Source organism: Janthinobacterium aquaticum (assembly GCF_009208565.1).
GTDB lineage: Bacteria > Pseudomonadota > Gammaproteobacteria > Burkholderiales > Burkholderiaceae_D > Janthinobacterium.
Genome location: NZ_WFLK01000015.1, coordinates 1 through 19226, shown reverse-complemented (window position 1 = coordinate 19226; position 19226 = coordinate 1). Strand labels below are relative to the sequence as shown.

Annotated in this window: 17 protein-coding genes; 9 read left to right on the top strand and 8 right to left on the bottom strand. The window is 64.3% G+C overall.

Annotated elements, in window-relative coordinates; genetic code table 11:
* The first annotated feature begins 20 nt into the window (after positions 1 to 20).
* A complete protein-coding gene (locus tag GCM43_RS20955; protein ID WP_152247834.1) occupies positions 21 to 974 on the top strand; it encodes an NAD(P)H-dependent flavin oxidoreductase in 954 nt (317 codons plus the stop codon).
* 118 nt (positions 975 to 1092) lie between these two features.
* On the opposite strand, the gene GCM43_RS20950 is transcribed toward GCM43_RS20955, so the two are convergent.
* The 8 genes from GCM43_RS20950 to GCM43_RS20915 all read right to left on the bottom strand — a co-directional run bounded on the left by GCM43_RS20950 (position 1093) and on the right by GCM43_RS20915 (position 10402).
* Positions 1093 to 1686: a hypoxanthine-guanine phosphoribosyltransferase gene (locus tag GCM43_RS20950; protein WP_226929595.1), complete on the bottom strand. Its 594-nt coding sequence runs from the start codon at positions 1684 to 1686 to the stop codon at positions 1093 to 1095.
* A 100-nt stretch (positions 1687 to 1786) separates the two neighbouring features.
* Positions 1787 to 3043, bottom strand: a complete 1257-nt coding sequence (locus GCM43_RS20945; protein WP_152247833.1) for a phenylacetate--CoA ligase family protein — start codon at positions 3041 to 3043, stop codon at positions 1787 to 1789.
* Between the two features lie 80 nt (positions 3044 to 3123).
* Positions 3124 to 3951: an ABC transporter ATP-binding protein gene (locus GCM43_RS20940; RefSeq protein ID WP_152247832.1), complete on the bottom strand. Its 828-nt coding sequence runs from the start codon at positions 3949 to 3951 to the stop codon at positions 3124 to 3126.
* 204 nt (positions 3952 to 4155) lie between these two features.
* Positions 4156 to 5475: an ABC transporter substrate-binding protein gene (locus GCM43_RS20935; protein WP_152247831.1), complete on the bottom strand. Its 1320-nt coding sequence runs from the start codon at positions 5473 to 5475 to the stop codon at positions 4156 to 4158.
* A 42-nt stretch (positions 5476 to 5517) separates the two neighbouring features.
* A complete protein-coding gene (locus GCM43_RS20930) occupies positions 5518 to 6576 on the bottom strand; it encodes a branched-chain amino acid ABC transporter permease (RefSeq protein WP_152247830.1) in 1059 nt (352 codons plus the stop codon).
* Between the two features lie 147 nt (positions 6577 to 6723).
* Entirely contained in the window at positions 6724 to 7620 is an 897-nt protein-coding gene (locus GCM43_RS20925) for a branched-chain amino acid ABC transporter permease (RefSeq protein ID WP_193315698.1), read from the bottom strand.
* Between the two features lie 20 nt (positions 7621 to 7640).
* Positions 7641 to 8456 (bottom strand): ABC transporter ATP-binding protein, encoded by an 816-nt coding sequence (locus tag GCM43_RS20920; protein ID WP_226929594.1) that lies wholly within the window; start codon positions 8454 to 8456, stop codon positions 7641 to 7643.
* Between the two features lie 14 nt (positions 8457 to 8470).
* Positions 8471 to 10402, bottom strand: a complete 1932-nt coding sequence (locus GCM43_RS20915) for an AMP-binding protein (RefSeq protein ID WP_152247994.1) — start codon at positions 10400 to 10402, stop codon at positions 8471 to 8473.
* Between the two features lie 187 nt (positions 10403 to 10589).
* On the opposite strand from GCM43_RS20915, the gene GCM43_RS20910 reads away from it, so the two are divergent.
* From GCM43_RS20910 to GCM43_RS20875, 8 genes are all read left to right on the top strand, one after another.
* Positions 10590 to 11288 (top strand): Crp/Fnr family transcriptional regulator, encoded by a 699-nt coding sequence (locus GCM43_RS20910; RefSeq protein WP_152247827.1) that lies wholly within the window; start codon positions 10590 to 10592, stop codon positions 11286 to 11288.
* A complete protein-coding gene (locus GCM43_RS20905; protein ID WP_152247826.1) occupies positions 11278 to 13401 on the top strand; it encodes a DUF4132 domain-containing protein in 2124 nt (707 codons plus the stop codon). The genes GCM43_RS20910 and GCM43_RS20905 overlap by 11 nt, the downstream gene beginning before the upstream one ends.
* Complete coding sequence (locus GCM43_RS20900; RefSeq protein ID WP_152247825.1) at positions 13398 to 14666, top strand: glycosyltransferase; 1269 nt, start codon at positions 13398 to 13400, stop codon at positions 14664 to 14666. Before GCM43_RS20905 ends, GCM43_RS20900 begins: the two co-directional genes overlap by 4 nt.
* 61 nt (positions 14667 to 14727) lie before the next feature.
* A complete protein-coding gene (locus GCM43_RS20895) occupies positions 14728 to 16539 on the top strand; it encodes an aminopeptidase P family protein (protein ID WP_152247824.1) in 1812 nt (603 codons plus the stop codon).
* On the top strand, positions 16539 to 16787 hold the full coding sequence (locus GCM43_RS20890; RefSeq protein WP_152247823.1) for a hypothetical protein: 249 nt from the start codon (positions 16539 to 16541) through the stop codon (positions 16785 to 16787). The genes GCM43_RS20895 and GCM43_RS20890 overlap by 1 nt, the downstream gene beginning before the upstream one ends.
* A gap of 5 nt (positions 16788 to 16792) precedes the next feature.
* Positions 16793 to 17533, top strand: a complete 741-nt coding sequence (locus tag GCM43_RS20885; protein WP_152247822.1) for an MgtC/SapB family protein — start codon at positions 16793 to 16795, stop codon at positions 17531 to 17533.
* Between the two features lie 45 nt (positions 17534 to 17578).
* Positions 17579 to 18160 (top strand): DUF924 family protein, encoded by a 582-nt coding sequence (locus GCM43_RS20880; RefSeq protein ID WP_152247821.1) that lies wholly within the window; start codon positions 17579 to 17581, stop codon positions 18158 to 18160.
* A 12-nt stretch (positions 18161 to 18172) separates the two neighbouring features.
* Entirely contained in the window at positions 18173 to 18997 is an 825-nt protein-coding gene (locus GCM43_RS20875) for a Rossmann-like and DUF2520 domain-containing protein (protein WP_152247820.1), read from the top strand.
* Positions 18998 to 19226: the final 229 nt, after the last annotated feature.

The window sequence follows — 19226 nt, the reverse complement described above, 5'->3', positions numbered from 1 at the left end:
TAACCTGGAGCGAGCCCCCCATGGCATTGCCTGCTGCGTTGCAAAACCTGTCCCTTCCCGTTATTGCGTCGCCGATGTTTATCGCCAGCGGCCCGGCCCTCGTCGCGGCGCAGTGCAAGGCCGGCATCGTCGGCTCGTTCCCGGCCCTGAACGCGCGGCCGGCCGAACTGCTCGACACCTGGCTGACCGATCTGCAGGCCGAACTGGCTGATTTCCAGCTGGCCAATCCCGATAAAAAAGTCGGCCCGATTGCCGTCAACCAGATCGTGCACCAGTCGAACGACCGCCTCGCGCATGACGTGGAGGTGTGCGTCAAGCACCGCGTGCCCATCATTATTTCCTCGCTGCGCGCGCCGCCAAAGGAAATGCTCGACGCCATCCACAGCTATGGCGGCATTGTGCTGCATGACGTGATTTCGATCCGCCACGCGGAAAAGGCGCTGGAAGCGGGCGTCGATGGCCTGATCCTGGTGGCAGCCGGCGCTGGCGGCCATGCCGGCACCCTGTCGCCATTCGCGCTGGTGGGCGAAGTGCGCAAGTTCTTCCAGGGTCCGATTGCGCTGTCAGGCTCGATTGCCACCGGCGACGCGGTACTGGCGGCGCAGGCCATGGGCGCCGATTTTGCGTATATCGGTTCGCGCTGGCTTGCTACCAAGGAGTCGAATGTCAGCGACGGCTACCGCGAGGCGATTGTCGACTCGAGCGCGGCCGACGTCATCTACACCAATCTGTTTACCGGCGTGCACGGCAACTACCTGAAAAAGTCGATCGTGGCGGCTGGCCTCGATCCGGACGCGCTGCCGGTGGCCGACAAGACGGCCATGAACTTCGGTTCGGGCAGCGCCAAGGCCTGGCGCGATATCTGGGGCGCAGGCCAGGGCGTGGGCCTGATGGACGATGTGCCGACGGTGGCCGAGATGGTGACGCGCCTCAAAGCCGAATATGATGCGGCGCGGGCGCGGTTGACGTTGTAATTTTTGTGGCGGTGGTGGTGGCGTCGGATTACGCGCTTGCGCGCTAATCCGACCTACGATCCGCGCGTAGAGCGTAGGTTGGATTAGCCGAAGGCGTAATCCGACAATATTTCCACCATCACTCCTGCTTCAGATCCTCAGGCTTGATCGCCCACAGCCCCGGCAGATTGCGCCAGTAGCCGTACGCATCCATGCCGAAGCCGACCACGAAGCGATTGGGGATCACCAGGCCGACGATGTCGGCGGCAACCGGTTTGCTCTTGCCGATGGCCTTGTCGGCAAACACGGCCAGGATCACTTCGGCGGCGCCCATGTCGAGCAGACGCTGCTTGACGTGCGCCAGCGTTTCGCCTTCGTCGAGGATATCGTCCAGCACGATGACGGTGCGGCCGGCCACGTTCGAGCGCGGAATGACTTTCCAGACCACTTCGCCGCCTTTGTCGTCGTCGCCGTAGCGGCTCACATGAATGTAGTCGAACTCGAGCGGGAAGCTCAGTTGCGGCAGCAGGTTGCCGGTAAACACCACGGCGCCGCCCATCACGCCCAGCACCAGCGGGAACTCTTTCGAGTCTTCGGCATTGAAGCGCGCGTTGAGCACATCGGCCATGCGCGTGATCGACGCCTGCACGGCGTCACGGTCGAACAGCAGCTCCGCGTTCTGGAACAATTCACGGGCACGGTTATGATGAAATTCTTGCAGGGACTCTTGCATGGCGATGATCTGTGCTGATGGTTAATGGCGATATTATCCCGCAATTTTCCATCAGCGTGCAGTCGCAGCACAGCTAACTGACGCACATAGTGCCGCCATGTCAGCTGTAATCGCGCATATCGGCAATGATTTTGCCGTCCTGCGCCAGCGAGCCGATGGGCACCAGCTGCACGCTGCCACGCAGCTTGGTCAGCTCGCGGATGCTGGCGATGATCGCTTCCACGCCGCTGTCGTCGAGCGGATCGGCCACTTCGCAGTGCAACGTCATCTCGTCGTTGGCCATGCGGCCCGACACCACCAGCCGCGCCTTTCTGATTTCAGGATGGCGTTTTGCGATCTCATGCACCTGAGACGGATGCACGAACATGGCGCGCACCTTGGTGGTCTGGTCGGCACGGCCCAGCCAGCCTTTGATGCGCGTATTGGTGCGTCCGCTGGTGGTCGCCGGCGTGTCCGTCAGCACGGCCGACATGTCGCCGGTGGCAAAGCGGATCAGCGGATAATCGGCATTGAAAACCGTTACCACCACTTCGCCCACTTCGCCTGGCGCGACCGGCGTGCCGCTGCCCGGATGGACGATTTCCAGCAGCACGTTCTCATCGAGCACCATGCCGGCATCGAGCTGGCCGGCACTGGCCGTTTCATAGGCAATGCTGCCGATATCGGCCGACGCATAGGTCTGGAACACGTGCGGCACGCCATTGGCGGCAAACCAGCTGCGCAAGGACTCAGGCAGCGCTTCGGCGCCCATCACGGCGCGCTTGACGCTGCTGATATCGGCACCCATCTCGCGCGCTTTTTCAATGATCAGTTTCAAAAACGAGGGCGTGCCGATATAGGTGTCCGGTTTCAGGTCCACCATCGCCTGCACCTGCATTTCGGTCTGGCCGCTGCCAGCCGGGATCACCGTGCAGCCGATGCGCGCCGCACCCCCTTCGACCATAAAGGCGGCCGGCGTAAAGTGGTAGGAAAAGCAGTTCTGCAACAGGCCGCCGGCGCGCACGCCGGCCGCATACATGGGCCGCGCAAAGCGCCACCAGTCGGCGCCTTTTCCTTCAGGATCAAAGATCGGACCGGGCGAGACAAACACGCGCGACAGTGCCTGCGCCGGCGTGGTATTGAGGCCACCGAAGGGCAGTGCGCCCTGCTGCAGCAGCTTCAAGTCGGATTTGCGCGTGACTGGCAACTGCGCCAGCGCGGCGCGGCTGTCGATGGTCGCCGCGTCGACGCCTGCGAGTATGCGCGCCCAGCCTGGTGCGCCCTGTGCGCGTGCGATCAGACCGGGCAGGGCGGCCATCAGCTCGCGTTCGCGCTGCTCCGGCGCGCGCGCTTCCAGACTATCGAGGGTATCGCTCATGGTGCGGCTTCTCCAATATCAACGGCAGTGTTTGGCCAGCCGGCAGGCTTGCCGGCGGCGTGACAACAGTAGAAATGAACTCAGGCCAGCCAGCGCTTGCGGCGGCGGTAGAACTTCATGTCGCGGAAACTCTTGCGCCCGGCGCCGGACACGCCCAGGTAGAATTCCTTGACGTCTTCATTGCTGGCCAGCTCCTGCGCCTGGCCCTCCATCACCACGCGGCCGTTTTCCAGGATGTAGCCGAAGTCGGCATAGCGCAACGCGACGTTGGTGTTCTGCTCGGCCAGCAAAAACGATACGTTTTCCTTGTGGTTCAGGTCCTTGACGATGCCGAAGATCTCTTCGACGATCTGCGGCGCAATGCCCATCGACGGTTCATCGAGCAGTATCATCGACGGCTTGGCCATCAGCGCGCGGCCGATGGCGCACATCTGCTGCTCGCCGCCCGAGGTATAGCCGGCCTGGCTGGTGCGCCGCGTTTTCAGGCGCGGAAAATAGTGGTAGACCTTTTCCAGCGCGTCTTTCTGTTCGCTGCGCGACAGGCTGCGCGTATAGGCGCCGGTCAGCAGGTTTTCCTCGATGGTCAGGTGGCCGAAGCAGTGGCGCCCTTCCATTACCTGCGACAGGCCGCGCTTGACCAGTTCATTGGGCGTCAACTGATCGACGCGCTCGCCCTTGAATTGCACCTCGCCCTTGGTGACGTCGCCGCGCTCGCCGCGCAGCAGGGTCGAGATGGTTTTCAGCGTGGTCGACTTGCCGGCGCCATTGGCGCCCAGCAGCGCCACGATCTTGCCCTGCGGGACCTGCAGCGACACGCCTTTCAGGACCAGGATCACATGGTCGTAAATGACTTCGATATTGTTGACCGACAGGTATGGTGGCGGCGTTTCAGTGGCTGTGGGTGTCATGGCTGCTTTGTTTTCATGGTGGTGGCTGGTTTGTCGGATTACGCCGTGCCGGCTGATCCGACCTACGGTCTGCGGCGGTGGTGCTTGTCGGATTACGCCTTCGGCCTCGGCGGCGCCGCTAATCCGACCTACGGTCCCACGGTCCGGCGCATTTGCGTAGGTCGGATTAGCGCAAAGCGCGTAATCCGACATGCAGGCTCATGCTCAATTCATGCAAGCCGGCGTAATCTTCTTCTCGGCCGCGTACTTGCCAGAGGACTCCTCGACCAACTGGCGCACCAGCGCCTTGTCGCCGATGATCCATTTCGGCGTGATGGCGTTCCACTTCTTGCCATCCCACTGCTGTACCTTGACGGCGCCCGAACCTTCATGGTCGTCGCAGCTGGTCTTCACGGTCGGGAACATGCCCAGCGCGCCGACGGCTTTCTGGCGCGCGTCGTCGACGTTGAGGTTTTCCAGGCCCCAGCGCAGTTGTTCGCCCGTGACCGGCTTGCCCTTGCCGTATTTTTCCTGCGCCACGCGGATCGCTTCGACCCACAGGATGGCAGCCGTCACGCCGCGCATGTGGTACACCGAGCCGATGCGCGACTGGTCGGACAGATTGCCCTTGCCGCTGGCATAGAGTTTTTTGCGGATATCGTCGAGTACCGGGTAATTGCCAGGCGTATTGAAGCTCATCGCCGTATAGCCCTTGGCCGCGTCGCCCGACGGGATCGTGTCTTCCTCGGAGCCAGCCCACCAGACACCGAGCATTTTTTCACGCGGAAAACCGTTGCGCTGCGCCGTCTTGATGGCCACCGAATTCATCACGCCCCAGCCCCACAGGATCACATGGTCCGGTTTGGCCTGGCGTATCTGCAGCCATTGCGACTGCTGCTCGCTGCCTGGTGGCGCTACCGGGATTTTTACCAGTTCAAAACCGTACTGCTTGGCCAGTGCTTCGAGCACCGGCAGCGGCTCCTTGCCAAAGGCCGAGTCGTGGTACAGGTGGACGATTTTCTTGCCTTTCAGCTTGGCCATGCCGCCTTCCTTGTCGCCCAAGTATTTGATCATGGCGGCAGCCTGGCTCCAGTAGCTCGAGATCAGCGGGTACACGTAGGGGAAGACCTTGCCGTTGGCTGCGTCCGAGCGGCCGTAGCCGATCATGGTCATCGGGATTTTGTCCTGCGCCACCCGGTCGAGGATGCCGTAGGCGATACCGGTCGACAGCGTTTCGACCAGGGTGGCGCCGCCCTGCTTGGTTTTCAGGCGCTCATAGCACTCCACGCCGCGTGACGGGTTGTATTCGGTCTCGCACTCTTCCCAGCTGATCTTCACGCCATTGACGCCACCGGCCTGGTTGACCAGGTTGAAGTAATCGATGATGCCGCCGTAAAAGCCCGAGCCGCCGGCCGCATACGGGCCGACGCGGTACGACGGCAGGGCAATATACTGTTCCTTGTCCTGTGCCTGCGCCGGGCCGGCCATGGTCAGGGCGGCGCTGGCGATGGCGGCAGCGAGCAGCAGCGATTTGAATTGTTTCATGTTGTCTCCTCTTGTTTTATTGGAATGACAGGCAAAAAAATCCTAGTGCGGGAAGGGCCACAGCCGCAGTTTTTCCTTGGCGATCTGCCACAGGCGCGCCAGGCCATGCGGTTCGACGATCAGGAAAAAGATGATCAGCGCGCCGAACACCATCAGCTCGAGATTCGAGGCCACGCTGGTGGGCAGCGCCAGGCTATGCGCGAAGACGTTGAGGAACACCGGCAGCAGCACGATAAAGGCTGCACCGAGGAAGGAGCCGAGGATCGAACCGACGCCGCCGATAATGATCATGAACAGGATGCGGAACGACAGGTCGAGGTTATAGGCTTCCGGCTCGACCGTGCCCAGATAGGCGTACGCATACAGCGCACCGGCCACGCCGCAGTAGAACGAGCTGATGGCAAAGGCCAGCAGCTTGGTGCGCATCAGCCGGAAACCGATCACTTCGGCCGCCATGTCCATGTCGCGCACCGCCATCCATGAGCGGCCCACGTTGGAGCGCACCATGTTCTTGGCCAACAGCGCCATGCCGGCCACGATGGCCAGCACCAGCAGGTATTTGCTTTGCGGCGTATCGAACTGGTAGCCCAGGATGCTCATTTTCTGCACCGTGATCACGCCCGACGAACTGTAGTTGGTCAGGTAGGGAATCTTGGTCAGGCACCAGACCACGAAGAACTGCGTGGCCAGCGTGGAGGCGGCCAGGTAGAAGCCACGGATGCGCAGCGACGGCAGGCCGAAGGCAATGCCCACCATGGCCGCGCACAGTCCGCCGAGGATAAACGACACCAGTAGCGGCAGCCCGGGCAGGCGCGCCATGAAGTTGTAGGCGCCGAATGCGCCGACAGCCATAAAGGCGGCCGTGCCCAGCGACAGCTGGCCGGCGTAGCCGGTCAGGATGTTCAGGCCCAGCGCGGCCAGTGCAAAGATCAGGAACGGAATCAAAATCGCCGACAGCATGTAGGGCGACGCAAAATACGGCACCACCAGCACGGCGGCGAGCAGCGTGACGCCGAGCGCTATGCGATCCTGGCGGATCGGGAAAATCTGGTTGTCAGCCTGGTAGCTGGTCTTGAATTGTCCGGCTTCGCGGTAGATCATGGTGTGTCCTTTGTGGCTGTGGGGGCTGTTGTCGGATTACGGCCTGCGGCCTAATCCGACCTACGATGCTGCTTCTGGATTTTGGTGCACACATCAACCCGACCCCGGAATTTGCTTTTTGGGTGAAAATTTCATTCAACACCCGTCTCAGATGCGCCGGATAATGCGTTCGCCAAACAGCCCTTCCGGGCGCACCAGCAGGAACAGAAGTGCCAGCACATACGGGAACCAGCCTTCGATGCCGCCGCCGACCATCGGTCCCAGGTACACTTCGGCCAGCTTTTCCGACGCACCGATAATCAGGCCGCCGACAATCGCGCCCGGCACTGAGGTAAAGCCGCCGAGGATCAGCACCGGCAGCGCTTTCAAGGCGATAAAGGTCAGTGCGAACTGGACGCCGTTCCTGGCGCCCCACAGCAGGCCTGCCACCAGCGCCACCAGTCCGGCTACACCCCATACCACGGCCCAGATGCGCTGCAGCGGGATGCCCACGGCCAGTGCCGCCTGATGGTCGTCGGCCACCGCGCGCAGGGCGCGGCCAACCTTGGTTTTCGAGAACAGCAGCGCCAGGCAGATCACCAGCAGCGCGCAGATGCCGGCGGCCACGATATCGAACTGCGAAACGATAATATTGAAGTGGTCCATCAGGAATTGCATCGGCACGTCCTCGATCGGCAGTTCGAGCTTGTGCACCTGCGAACCCCACATCAGCTGCGCCAGGCCTTCGATAAAAAACGTCAGGCCGATGGTGGCCATGAACAGCGTGATTTCAGGCTGGTTGACCAGCGGGCGCAGCACCACGCGCTCGATGGCCATGCCCAGGGCGATCATGGCGAGCATGGTCAGCGGAATGGCCAGCCACAGCGACAGGCCGAACTTGTCCATAATGCCCACGCAGGTCAGCGCGGCAAAGAACACCATCGCGCCTTGGGCAAAGTTGAACACGCCCGAGGCCTTGTAGATCAGCACGAAGCCGATCGCCACCAGCGCATACATCACGCCCGAGAGCAGGCCGCCGATCAGCACTTCAAAGAAAAAATTGATATTCATGGACATTCCCGGGGCTAATGGCTGGTGCCAAGGTAGGCGTTGATCACATCCTGGTTGCTGCGCACCTGGTCGGGCGTGCCGTCGCCGATTTTCTTGCCGTAGTCGAGCACCACCACGCGGTCGGAAATATCCATCACCACGCCCATGTCATGCTCGATCAGCACGATGGTGGTGCCCAGTTGGTCGTTGACGTCGAGGATAAAGCGGCACATATCCTGTTTTTCTTCCACGTTCATGCCGGCCATCGGTTCGTCGAGCAGCAGGATTTCCGGTTCGGCTGCCAGCGCGCGGCCCAGCTCCACCCGCTTTTGCAGGCCGTAGGGCAGGCGGCCCACCGGCGTCTTGCGGATCGCCTGGATTTCCAGGAAGTCGATGATTTCCTCGGCCTTCTTGCGGTGTTCGATTTCTTCGCGCCGCGCCGGCCCCCAGTGCAGCGCCTGCAGCAGGAAGTTCGACTTCATTTTCAGGTTACGCCCGGTCATGATGTTGTCGAGTACTGTCATGCCCTTGAACAGCGCGATATTCTGGAACGTGCGCGCGATGCCCGACTTGGCGGCGCTGTAGCAGTCCATGCCGCGCCGGTGCTCGCCGCGGTAGATGATCTCGCCCTGCTGCGGGCGGTACACGCCGTTGATCACGTTGAGCATCGAGCTTTTGCCGGCGCCATTGGGGCCGATAATGGCGCGGATCTCATGCTGCTTCACGTCAAACGAGATATCGGTCAGCGCCTTGACGCCGCCAAACGACAGCGAGATGTTTTTCAGGTCCAGGATCACCGGGCCGGTCTTGCGCGCGGCGCCGAAATGGACTTCGGGTTCGTTCATTTGCATGGTGCCGTGCTCCATCATGCTGCCAGGCCGACGGCCGGCCAGGTTTTGCTGGTCCAGATTTGCAGGTCGGCGCTGGTGGTACCCGTGCGGCCGTCCTCGAACTTCACCTGGGTCTCGATAAACTGCGAGGTCTTGCCCTCGTACAGGGCGGCAATGAGCACCGCATATTTTTCAGCGATGAACTTGCGCCGTACCTTGCGCGTGCGCGTCAGCTCGTCGTCATCGGGATCGAGTTCCTTGTGCAGCACCAGGAAGCGGTGGATCTGGGTGCGGTCCATCAGCGGATCGGCCGCCAGTTCGGCATTGACCTGCTCGATGCAGTCGCGCACCAGGCCATAGGTTTCTTCGCGTGCGGCCAGGTCGGTATAGCCGGCGTAAGCAATGCCGCGCCGCTCGGCCCAGTTGCCCACGGCCTCGATATCGATATTGATAAAGGCGCACACCTCGCCGCGGCCATGGCCGAACGCCACCACTTCCTTGATGAAGGGGAAGAACTTGAGCTTGTTTTCGATATAGTTGGGCGCAAAGATGGCGCCGCAGGTCAGCTTGCCCACGTCGGCCGCGCGGTCGATGATTTTCAGGTGGCCTTCGCTGTCGAACACGCCGGCGTCGCCGGTATGGAAGTAGCCGTCGGCGTCGATCACTTCGGCGGTGGCGTCAGGACGGTGGTAGTAGCCGCTCATGGTGGCCTTGGACTTGACCAGCACTTCGCCGTTGGCCGCCAGCTTGACTTCCACGCCGGGCGCCGGCAGGCCCACGCTGTCGAACTTGATATTGCCGTCCGGTTGCAGGCACACGTAAGCGCAGGTCTCGGTCGAGCCATACAGCTGCTTGAGGTTGACGCCGATCGAGCGGTAGAAGCGGAACAGGTCCGGCCCGATGGCCGCGCCGGCGGTATAGGCCACGCGCACGCGCGACAGTCCCAGCACGTTTTTCAAGGGGCCGTAGACCAGCGCATTGCCGAGCTTGTAGCTGAGCCGGTCGAACAGCGACACCGGCTTGCCATCGAGGATATGCGCGCCGCAGCGCTTGGCCACATCCATGAAATGGCTGAACATGCGCCGCTTGATGCTGCTGGCGTCTTCCATGCGTATCATCACGCTGGTGAGCATGTTTTCAAACACGCGCGGCGGCGCAAAATAGCAGGTCGGGCCGATTTCGCGCATGTCGATCATCACCGTGTCGCCGGACTCGGGGCAGTTGACGGTAAAGCCGGCCACCATCGCCTGCGCCAGCGAAAACAGGCAGTCGCCGACCCAGGCCATCGGCAGGTAGGACAGGATGTCTTCGGCGTCGGTCAGGTGGTCAAACGCCACGCCGCCTTCGCCGGCCGCCAGCAGTGCCGTGTGGCTCTGGCAGACGCCCTTGGGTTTACCGGTGGTGCCCGAGGTGTACAGGATCACGGCCGAGTCCAGGCCACGCCCCGCTTCGACAGCAGCTTCAAAAAAACCCGGATGGGCGCGGTCGTATTCACGGCCCAGCGCCTGCAAACCGGCAAAGGAGATCAGTTCGTTCTGGTGATAGTGGCGCATGCCGCGCTCGTCGTCAAAGGCGATATGCTTGATGCCGCCATAAAGGCTTTGCAGTTCGAGCAGCTTGTCGACCTGTTCCTGGTCTTCGACGATCGCGTACTCGATATGCGCGTCCTGCAGCACATAAGCCATATCAAGCGCCGGCGCGTCCTGGTACAGCGGCACCGGTACGCCGCCCAGGCTTTGCGCGGCCAGCATGGCCCAGTACAGGCGTGGGCGGTTGTCACCAATAATCGCCAGGTTCATCCCACGGCCGAAGCCCAGCGCGGCCAGGCCGCAGGCCAGCGCGCGCACTTCGTCGTTGACTTCACCCCAGGTCCAGCTTTGCCAGATGCCCAGGTATTTTTCGCGGAAGGCGGGTTTGTCGGATCGGACCTTTCCGTGCTCGAGCAAGCGGCGCGGAAAGGTCGGCATCGCTGCCGGGTTTGTTGTTTGCACCAGTGTCTCCTGTTGCGTTTGTTATTTTCCTCGGGCGCCACCTCATGGTGTGGCGCTCCGTGTTTTTATGTGCAGCGCGTTTGTGCAATGATAGTAGCTTGCAGGGAGCAGGCGAGTTGTCTTTTTGGGGACATTTACCCACTTTTCGATGGTGCATCGCACAATGATCACAGCAGATATCAGTCTTAAAGATGCCGTGCGCGCGGCCAACTGGGCGCAGTTGCTTGACGCTGCCCAACTGGCGCGCGTCGAGGCCGACGTGTTTGAAACCTTTACGCCGAAAGGCGGCTTTATCTGCCGCAAGGGCGAACCGATCGAGAACTGGATCGGCGTGATCAGCGGCATGGTCAAGATGAACAATTTTTCGGCCTCCGGCAAGGCCATGACGTTTACCGGCATGCCGCCCGGTAGCTGGTTTGGCGAAGGCTCGCTGCTCAAGCGCGAGACGCGCAAGTACGACACGATAGCCGTGCGCGATACACGCGTGGCGCGCCTGCCGGCGTCCACCTTTCACTGGCTGCTCGACACCAGCCTGCCATTCACGCGCTTTCTGCTGATGCAGCTCAATGAACGCCTGGGCCAGTTTATCGGCATGGTGGAAAACGACCGCCTGCTCGACATCAACACGCGCGTGGCGCGCTGCCTGGCTTCGATGTTCAACTCGCACCTGTATCCGGGCGTGGAGCGGCTGGTGCAGCTGTCGCAGGAAGAAGTTGGCCTCTTGTCGGGCACCTCGCGCCAGCGCGCCAACCAGGCCTTGCAGGTGCTGGAAAAACAGGGCTTGCTGCTGCTCGATTACGGGGGCATCCGCATACTCGACCTGGACGGCCTGCGCCGCTACGAGGGCAGCGATGAAGCCTGACGGTCAAACCAGCGCCCGCGCCAGCGCACTGCGTGCACGCCTCGACGGCGAGCCGGTCGATCATGCGCGCTTTACCGGCCCGCCGGTCGATATCGCTGACTGGACGCCGGAAGAACTGGGCACGGTCTGGGGCGCGCTGCACCGCGCTGCCCGCTTCGGCCATGACGATGTGGCGCGGCGCACCATGGCCGCCAGCCTGCTGGCGCAGATTGAACGGGCAGGCCTGGCGCCGGTACTGGAAGGCGAGACGCTGCTTGGTGCGCTTGAGGCGCTCGATGCCGCCGGCGAGCACAAGATGGAGTGGGACTATGCGATCGGCTGCCTGGCCTGCCTGCAAGGGGCGCTGCCCGACAGCGCGGCTGCGCAGGCGCGGCGCATACTGGGCGAGCCGTCCGGCTGGGCCGAGCAGCCGTACCAGGCGTATTTCCTGGCGCGCCTGGCCGGCGGTGACGCGCCCGCCCGGTTTGAGCAGCAGATGGCAGAGCGCCACCTGCGCTATCCGATGCCCGTCACGCTGGAGGAATTTGAACGGCTGGCGCAGGTGCGCGCTGATGGCCTGCTGGCGCTGGCCGGCTCGCGCCACAGCAGTTTCTGGAACCGCGACAGCATCGGCGAGCCCGATCCGGCCGAGGTGCTCGCTGGCGACGCTGCCTATATCGACTTTGCCCGCAGCGTGCTCGAACGCGCGGCAGGCGAGCTGGCGGCGATTCATGACGGCAGCGTGCCCTATGCGGCTGACGCGGCTTTTTCCACCCACGATACGCCGGTGCTGGCGCGCGCCGCACGCGTGGCCGCCTACCGCGATGAAGCCTGGTTTGGCCCGCTGATTGCCGCGCTGCTGCCGCAGGCCAGCGTGGCGCCCGGCACGGCCAAGAGCGCGCCATCGCAGTCGCTGGCGATGGCGCTGGGCCATGCAGTGGAAACCATCCCCACGCCCGAGAGCCTGCAGGCCTTGCGCACGGCGCTGGCCGAGGTGCGCCATGCTGGCATCCGCAAAAAGCTCGAACGCAACCTGAAGCCGGCAGAGCGGGCGCTGGCTGCCCGTTCGGATATCGCCTGGCGCCTCGGACTGCCCGGTGCGCCGGGCAAGCGCCGCCAGGCCATGCTGGCGCGCACGCTGGAAGCGGGGCTGGCAAACGAGGTGCGCTGGCCGGTCGAACACTGGCGCGCACTGTACGGCGGCGACAAGGATGCCGCTACCGTAGTGCGCGCGCTGATCTGGCGCCTCGACGACGGGCGCGCATGCATGCCGCAAGGCGAGGGCGCCATCGACGCCTGGGGCCAGCAGCTGGCGCTGCCGGTGGACGGCGAGATCAGCCTGTGGCATCCGCTGCATGGCAGCGTGGAAGAGCGCGCCGCCTGGCAGGCGCTGGTTACGCAGCGCCGGCTGCTTCAGCCGGTACGCCAGGCTTACCGCGAAGTGTACGTACCGCCTGATGATGGCAGCGTGCCGTTTGCCGGCCATCTGCTGTCGGTGCGCACGCTGCTAGGGCTGGCGCGCCGTGAAGGCTGGCGGCTCGATCACGACGAAGGCCTGTCGCGCCCGTTCGGCGACTGGCGCGTGTCGCTGCGCCTCGAAGGGCGCATCTATCCGGGAGCGCAGGGTGCCTGTACCGCAAACGGCCTGTCGCTGGAGCGGCGCGTGGGCAGCCGCTGGCAGGCGCTCGATGCCTCGCAGCTGCAGCAGATGTCGGCCGTGGCGTATTCGGAAGCATGCCGCGCGGTGGACCTGTTGGTCAGCGTCAGCGCGTTTGCGCTGGCCGAGGCGGAACCGGATGCCCGGCGCAGTGCACGCCTGGCCTACCTGGCAACACTGGAAAGCGGCCCGATGGCCGCCATGCGGCGCAGCGTGCTGCAGCAGGTATTTGCCGGACAGATTGCACAGGGGCGCATGCAGATAGAAGCGCGCCATCTGACCGTGGGCCGCCATGCGGTGCATTTGTCGACCGCCCGCGTGACTTGCGATGGTGCCGAAGTGGCCATCGACATGCCTGGCGACGCGGCAACCCGCGGCGCCAGGCTGGGCGCCGTGCCCTGGCTGCCCTACGATGAGGCGCTGCTGGAAAAAATCGCCGTGATCGCCGGCCAGTTGCTCGCCGCTGCAGAACCATGATACGCGTGATCATTCTCGCTGCCGGCAGCGCCGGTGACGTCTATCCGTTTATCGTGATCGGCCAGGCGCTGCGCGCACGCGGCCATGCCGTCACGCTGGTGGCCAGCGCCAACTTCCAGGCGCGCGTGGAGCAGGCCGGCTTGCGCTTTGTCTCGGGCCTGAGCCAGGAGGACCTTGACGCCAGCGTGGCCGACCCTGACCTGTGGCACCCCATCAAGGGCTTTGCCACCATCTGGAAGCATATGGCGCGCCATTTGCCGCAGGCCTACACGCAGCAGCTGGCACTGCTGAAAGCAGAACAGCAGCAGGGGCCAACGGTGATTGTGGCCAGCACGCTGGGCCTGACCGGACGGCTGCTGCAGGAAACGCAGGGCGTGCCACTGGCTACCTTGCACCTGGCGCCATCGTGCTTTCTGGGCGCCCGGGACGCCTCGGTGCGGCGCGGCCTGAACTGGCCGCGTGCCCTGCCGCAGCCCGTGATCCGCTTGAGCATGGCGCTGGTCGAACGGCTGATGCTCGACCCCATCGTGCGGCCCGCCATCAACCGCCTGCGCGCCTCCTTGGGGCTGGCGCCGGTGCGGCGCGTGATGAGCCACTGGCTGCATTCGCCGCAGCGCGTGATCTGTGCGTTTCCCGCCTGGTTTGCCGCGCCGCAGCCGGACTGGCCGCCCCATACGGTGTGCACCGCTTTTCCGCGCATGCCGCCCTCAAGCCAGCAGCTGGCGCCCGACCTGCAGCGCTTTCTCGACGCCGGCACAGCGCCCATCGTGGTCACGCCTGGCTCGGCGATGGCGCATGGCCGCCACTTTCTGGCACGCGCGCTCGATGCTGCCGGCGAGCTGGGCCTGCGGGTGGTGGTCGTCACGCCCTACCGCTCACAATTGCCGGCCACGCTGCCGGCGTCGGTGCTGTATGTGGCGTATGCGCCGTTCGACCTGCTGAGCCGCCGGGCCGCCGCCTTTGTACACCATGGCGGCATCGGCACCAGCGCTACCGTGCTGGCGGCCGGCAAGCCGCAGCTGGTGGTGCCGTTTGCGTTTGACCAGCCGGACAATGCGGCGCGCCTGCGTCGCCTGGGCGTGGCCGCCACGGTGCTGCCCGATGCGCCGCCGCGTGCCTGGCGCGCGGCGTTGGCCGGCTTGCTGGGCGACCCTGCCGTGGCGACTGCCTGTGCGGAGATAGCGGTCAGGATGGCGCAGGCAGTGCCGGCGGAACAGCAGATTGCCGACCTGGTGACCGGGCTGGTGGAGAGCTCACGCCCCTGATACTGCATCGCCGCCATTCGGAGTATCATGGGTTCTTCACCGCACCACACGAATTCACACCATGCATACACCGAATCTGAGTTCCCCCGCCCACCGTTTGGCCCAGCTGCGCGCCGCCATGCGCGAGCAGGGCGTCGACGCCGTGATCATCCCTTCGGCCGACCCGCACCTGTCCGAATACTTGCCGGCGCACTGGCAGGGCCGTGAATGGGTTTCCGGTTTTACCGGCTCGGTCGGTACGCTGATTGTCACCCAAGAGGAAGCGGGCGTGTGGACCGATGGCCGCTACTGGGAACAGGCTGAAACGGAGCTGGCCGGCAGCGACATCGTACTGAAAAAAATTCCGTCCGGCGCCAGCGTGCTGTATCTCGACTGGCTGGGCCAGACCATGCAGCCGGGGCAGGTGGTGGCCGTCGACGGCGCCGTGCTGGGTCTGGCCAATGCGCGCTTGCTGCGCCAGGCGCTGGGTAGCCAGGTGACGCTGCGCACCGATATCGATCTGCTCGACCTGGTGTGGGCCGAGCGCCCGGCCAAGCCGGTTGCCGCCGTGTTCGAGCACGGCGCGCCGTACCCGGCACTGCCGCGCAGCGACAAACTGGCCGCACTGCGCGCCGCCATGGCGGCGCATGGCGCCAGCCATCATGTGATCTCCACGCTCGACGATATCGCCTGGCTGTTCAACCTGCGCGGCGCCGATGTGCATTACAACCCGGTGTTTGTGTCGCACGCGCTGGTCGGGCCGCAGCGTGCCACGCTGTTCGTGGCCGACGGCAAGGTGGCGCCAGAATTGCACGCCACGCTTGAAGCGCACGGCGTCGATGTGGCGCCGTACGAGCGCTTTACCAGCGCGTTGGCGGCCTTGCCGGCCGATGCCAGCTTGCTGCTCGATCCGCGCCGCCTGACCCACGGCACGCGCGAGGCCGTGCCAGGCGTGGTGCGCGTGATCGAGGCAATCAATCCGACCACGCTGGCCAAGTCGCGCAAGAGCGACAGCGAAGCGGCCCATGTACGCGCCGTGATGGAACAGGACGGTGCAGCCCTGTGCGAATTTTTCAGCTGGCTCGACGCTACCCTGGCCGATCCGCAGCGCGCACCGTTGACCGAACTCGGTGTCGATACACAGCTGACTGCCTGCCGCGCGCGGCGCGCCAATTTTGTCAGCCCCAGCTTTGGCACCATCGCCGGCTATAACGCGCATGGCGCCATCATGCACTACCACGCCCAGGCCGGCAGCGAAGCGACCATCGAAGGCGACGGCCTGCTGCTGATCGACTCGGGCGGCCAGTACTTGGGCGGCACCACCGATATCACGCGCGTGGTACCGGTGGGCCAGCTCACCGCTGCGCACAAGCGCGACTTTACGCTGGTCTTGCGCAGCATGATCGCGCTGTCGCGCGCGCAGTTCCCGCGCACCGTCAAGTCGCCGATGCTCGACGCGATTGCGCGCGCGCCGCTGTGGGCCGAGGGTATCGACTTTGGCCACGGCACCGGCCACGGCGTGGGCTTTTTCCTCAACGTGCATGAGGGGCCGCAGTCGATTTCGCAATCGACCATGCCCGAGCCGCATACGGCCATGGAGCCGGGCATGATCACCTCGATCGAGCCGGGCATCTATCGTCCGGGCCAGTGGGGCATCCGCATTGAAAACCTGGTGTTGAACGTGCCAGCGGCCAGCACCCAGTTCGGCGAATTTTTGAAATTTGAAACGCTCACGCTGTGCCCGATCGACACGCGCTGCGTCGAGCGCGCGCTGCTGCGCGACGACGAAGCGGCCTGGCTCAACGACTACCACGCCACGGTGCGCGCGCGCCTGGAGCCGCACCTCGATGGCGCAGCATTGGCCTGGCTGCAAGAACGCACGGAGGCCATCTGATGCGATCGACACGCGCTACCGCCGCCATCGAGCGGCTCAAGGAACGCAGCGGCAACCGCCTGTACAGCATGGCGCGCACCGGCGATGAGCTGTTCTTCCTGACCGAAGGGCCGGGCCAGCCACCGCTGTGTCCACCGCTGGAACTGGACGCCTTCGTGGCCTTTGTCAATGGACTGGGGCCGCAGAAGGCGCGCCGCGTCAGCAAGCTCGATGTGGCGTTTGAAAAGCAGCTGACCAAAAAGCCGTAAGCGCGATGCCGACCATCGACTTCCTGCGCGCCTATTGGTCGCCGGCCGAGCTGGCGACCAATGGCGTGATCCTGATGAATCTGATCGGCGCGCTGCTGCTCGGTTTGCTGGTCGGCTACGAGCGCTCGTATCACGGGCGCGCCGCCGGCATGCGCACCTACAGCCTGGTGTGCATGGCGTCGGCCGCGCTGACGGTGCTGGGCGGCTATCCCGAATTCTGGTACGGCGGCCATGGCAGCATCGTCGGCAGCGACCCGACCCGCGTGATCCAGGGCATCGTGACCGGCGTGGGCTTCCTGGGCGCCGGCGTGATCATGCGTGAAGGCTTCAATATCAGCGGCCTGACCACCGCCGCTTCGATCTGGGCCTCGTCGGTGATCGGCGTGATGGTCGGTATCGGTTTTTATCTGTCGGCCATGGGGCTGGCCTTCCTGTGCGCGATGGCGATGATTTTTCTGTCAAAATTGGAGAATCTGCTGCCGTCGCGCCATGCCGTGGCCATTACCATGCGCTTCAAGCGCGACTTCGTGCCGCGCGAGGATGCGCTACGGCGCATGGCCGCCAAGCGCGGCTACGACATCGCGGGCGGCACGCTCACGATCGGCAGCAACGACGGCATGCAGGAGTGGCGCTTTGTCGCCATCGCCCATGGCAGGAACACGGGCGCCAGCCTGTCTGCCATGTCGGCCGAACTGGCCGCCTTCGAGGGCATTGCCGGCTTCCAGCTGTCGCATGCCCGTAACTGAACACGCTGACGAACCTGCTGATGAATCTGCTGACAAGGATAAACCATGGATGGACAAGCAATGGCAGTACTCGACTTCTGGTTTCTGCCGCCCGATAACCCCGGCCATGGCCAGGCGCGTCCGGAGTGGTTTCGCAAGGATGACGCGTTCGACGCACAGATCCGCAGCCGCTTCGGCAGCCTGATCGACAGCGCCATCGACGGCGGCCTGCGCGACTGGGAAGCGACACCACGCGGCGGGCTGGCGCGCATCCTGGTGCTCGATCAGTTCACGCGCAATGTCCATCGCGGCACGCCGCGCGCGTTTGCCGGCGACGCCCAGGCACTGGCGCTGGCCATGACGATGACCGAACAGGGCGCCGATCAGCAGCTCGATCCGATGCTGCGCGCCTTTGTCTACCTGCCGTTCGAGCATGCCGAAGACCTGGCCATGCAGGCGCATGCGGTGGAACTGTTCCAGCAGCTGTCGCAGGCGCATGACGGCTTTGAAAGCATGCTCGACTTCGCCCAGCGCCACCAGGAAGTGATTGCCCGCTTTGGCCGCTTCCCGCACCGTAACGCCATCCTCGGACGCGTCTCGACGCCGGAAGAGGCAGCCTATCTGCAGCAGCCCGGATCGGGATTCTAGTCTGTGAATGGCATGACGTTAAATGTGATCGGCGCCGGTCATGTGGGCCGTGTGCTGGGGCGCCTGTTTGCCGGCGTGGACGGCGTGACAGTGCAGGATGTGCTGACGCGCTCGATGGCGTCGGCGCGCGATGCGGTGGCCTTTATCGGCGCCGGCACACCGGTCGACAGCCATGGCGCGCTGCGCCGCGCCGACGTGACCATGCTGGCCGTCTCTGACGACCAGATCGGCCCGGCCTGCGCGGCGCTGGCGGCGCAGGGACAGCTGGCCGGCGCCACCGTGTTTCACTGCAGCGGTGCGCTGGCGTCCACCGCGCTGCAAGCGGCCGTCGACGCCGGTGCCACGGTGGCCAGCGTGCATCCGATCCGCAGCTTTGCCGATCCGGCCCAGGTGGCGGCCGGCTTTGACGGCACTTACTGCGGCGTGGAAGGCGATGCGCAGGCGCTGGCAGCCTTGACGCCGCTGCTGCTGGCCATCGGCGCGCGGCCTGTACCGATCGACGCCGCCGCCAAGACCGTGTATCACGCCGCTGCCGTGTTTGCCAGCAATTATCTGGTGACCGTGCTTGACGCCGCGCTACGCGCTTACCAGGCAGCCGGCATCCCCGAGGCGGTGGCGCGCGAACTGGCCAGACCGCTGGCCGCCGAAGCGATGGCCAATGTCTTCCGGTTGGGTGCCGCGCCAGCGCTCTCCGGTCCGATAGCGCGCGGCGACATGGCCACCGTAGCGCGCCAGCAGCAGGCGGTGCAGCAGTGGGACGCGCCCACGGGCGCCCTGTATGCGAATCTGGTGGCGCCCACGGCCCGGCTGGCCGGGCGCAAGCGCCAGCAGCGCTAGACAGGGGCTGGTAGCTAAGTAGGTCGGATTAGCCGCGTAGCGGCGTAATCCGACAACATTGTTGGCCGCTGTGGGATTGTCGGATTACGCCTGGCTACGCCAGGCTAATCCGACCTTGTATTATTCCTCTCATGCGGTTGATGGTGTTGCGAACAACATTAACCGCTGTCAAAATTCTTGGTAGGCATATCAAGACCGGGTAACTGGATGCTGTATCCGCCCTTAGGCT

Coding starts and splice junctions, on each gene's coding strand:
- GCM43_RS20930 (WP_152247830.1), bottom strand. CDS start 6,576: ATGATCTACCGCGAAGCCGGACAATTCAAGACCAGCTACCAGGCTGAC.
- GCM43_RS20880 (WP_152247821.1), top strand. CDS start 17,579: ATGGATGGACAAGCAATGGCAGTACTCGACTTCTGGTTTCTGCCGCCC.
- GCM43_RS20885 (WP_152247822.1), top strand. CDS start 16,793: ATGCCGACCATCGACTTCCTGCGCGCCTATTGGTCGCCGGCCGAGCTG.
- GCM43_RS20940 (WP_152247832.1), bottom strand. CDS start 3,951: ATGACACCCACAGCCACTGAAACGCCGCCACCATACCTGTCGGTCAAC.
- GCM43_RS20915 (WP_152247994.1), bottom strand. CDS start 10,402: ATGCCGACCTTTCCGCGCCGCTTGCTCGAGCACGGAAAGGTCCGATCC.
- GCM43_RS20890 (WP_152247823.1), top strand. CDS start 16,539: ATGCGATCGACACGCGCTACCGCCGCCATCGAGCGGCTCAAGGAACGC.
- GCM43_RS20875 (WP_152247820.1), top strand. CDS start 18,173: ATGACGTTAAATGTGATCGGCGCCGGTCATGTGGGCCGTGTGCTGGGG.
- GCM43_RS20955 (WP_152247834.1), top strand. CDS start 21: ATGGCATTGCCTGCTGCGTTGCAAAACCTGTCCCTTCCCGTTATTGCG.
- GCM43_RS20935 (WP_152247831.1), bottom strand. CDS start 5,475: ATGAAACAATTCAAATCGCTGCTGCTCGCTGCCGCCATCGCCAGCGCC.
- GCM43_RS20905 (WP_152247826.1), top strand. CDS start 11,278: ATGAAGCCTGACGGTCAAACCAGCGCCCGCGCCAGCGCACTGCGTGCA.
- GCM43_RS20895 (WP_152247824.1), top strand. CDS start 14,728: ATGCATACACCGAATCTGAGTTCCCCCGCCCACCGTTTGGCCCAGCTG.
- GCM43_RS20950 (WP_226929595.1), bottom strand. CDS start 1,686: ATGCAAGAGTCCCTGCAAGAATTTCATCATAACCGTGCCCGTGAATTG.
- GCM43_RS20910 (WP_152247827.1), top strand. CDS start 10,590: ATGATCACAGCAGATATCAGTCTTAAAGATGCCGTGCGCGCGGCCAAC.
- GCM43_RS20920 (WP_226929594.1), bottom strand. CDS start 8,456: ATGCAAATGAACGAACCCGAAGTCCATTTCGGCGCCGCGCGCAAGACC.
- GCM43_RS20945 (WP_152247833.1), bottom strand. CDS start 3,043: ATGAGCGATACCCTCGATAGTCTGGAAGCGCGCGCGCCGGAGCAGCGC.
- GCM43_RS20900 (WP_152247825.1), top strand. CDS start 13,398: ATGATACGCGTGATCATTCTCGCTGCCGGCAGCGCCGGTGACGTCTAT.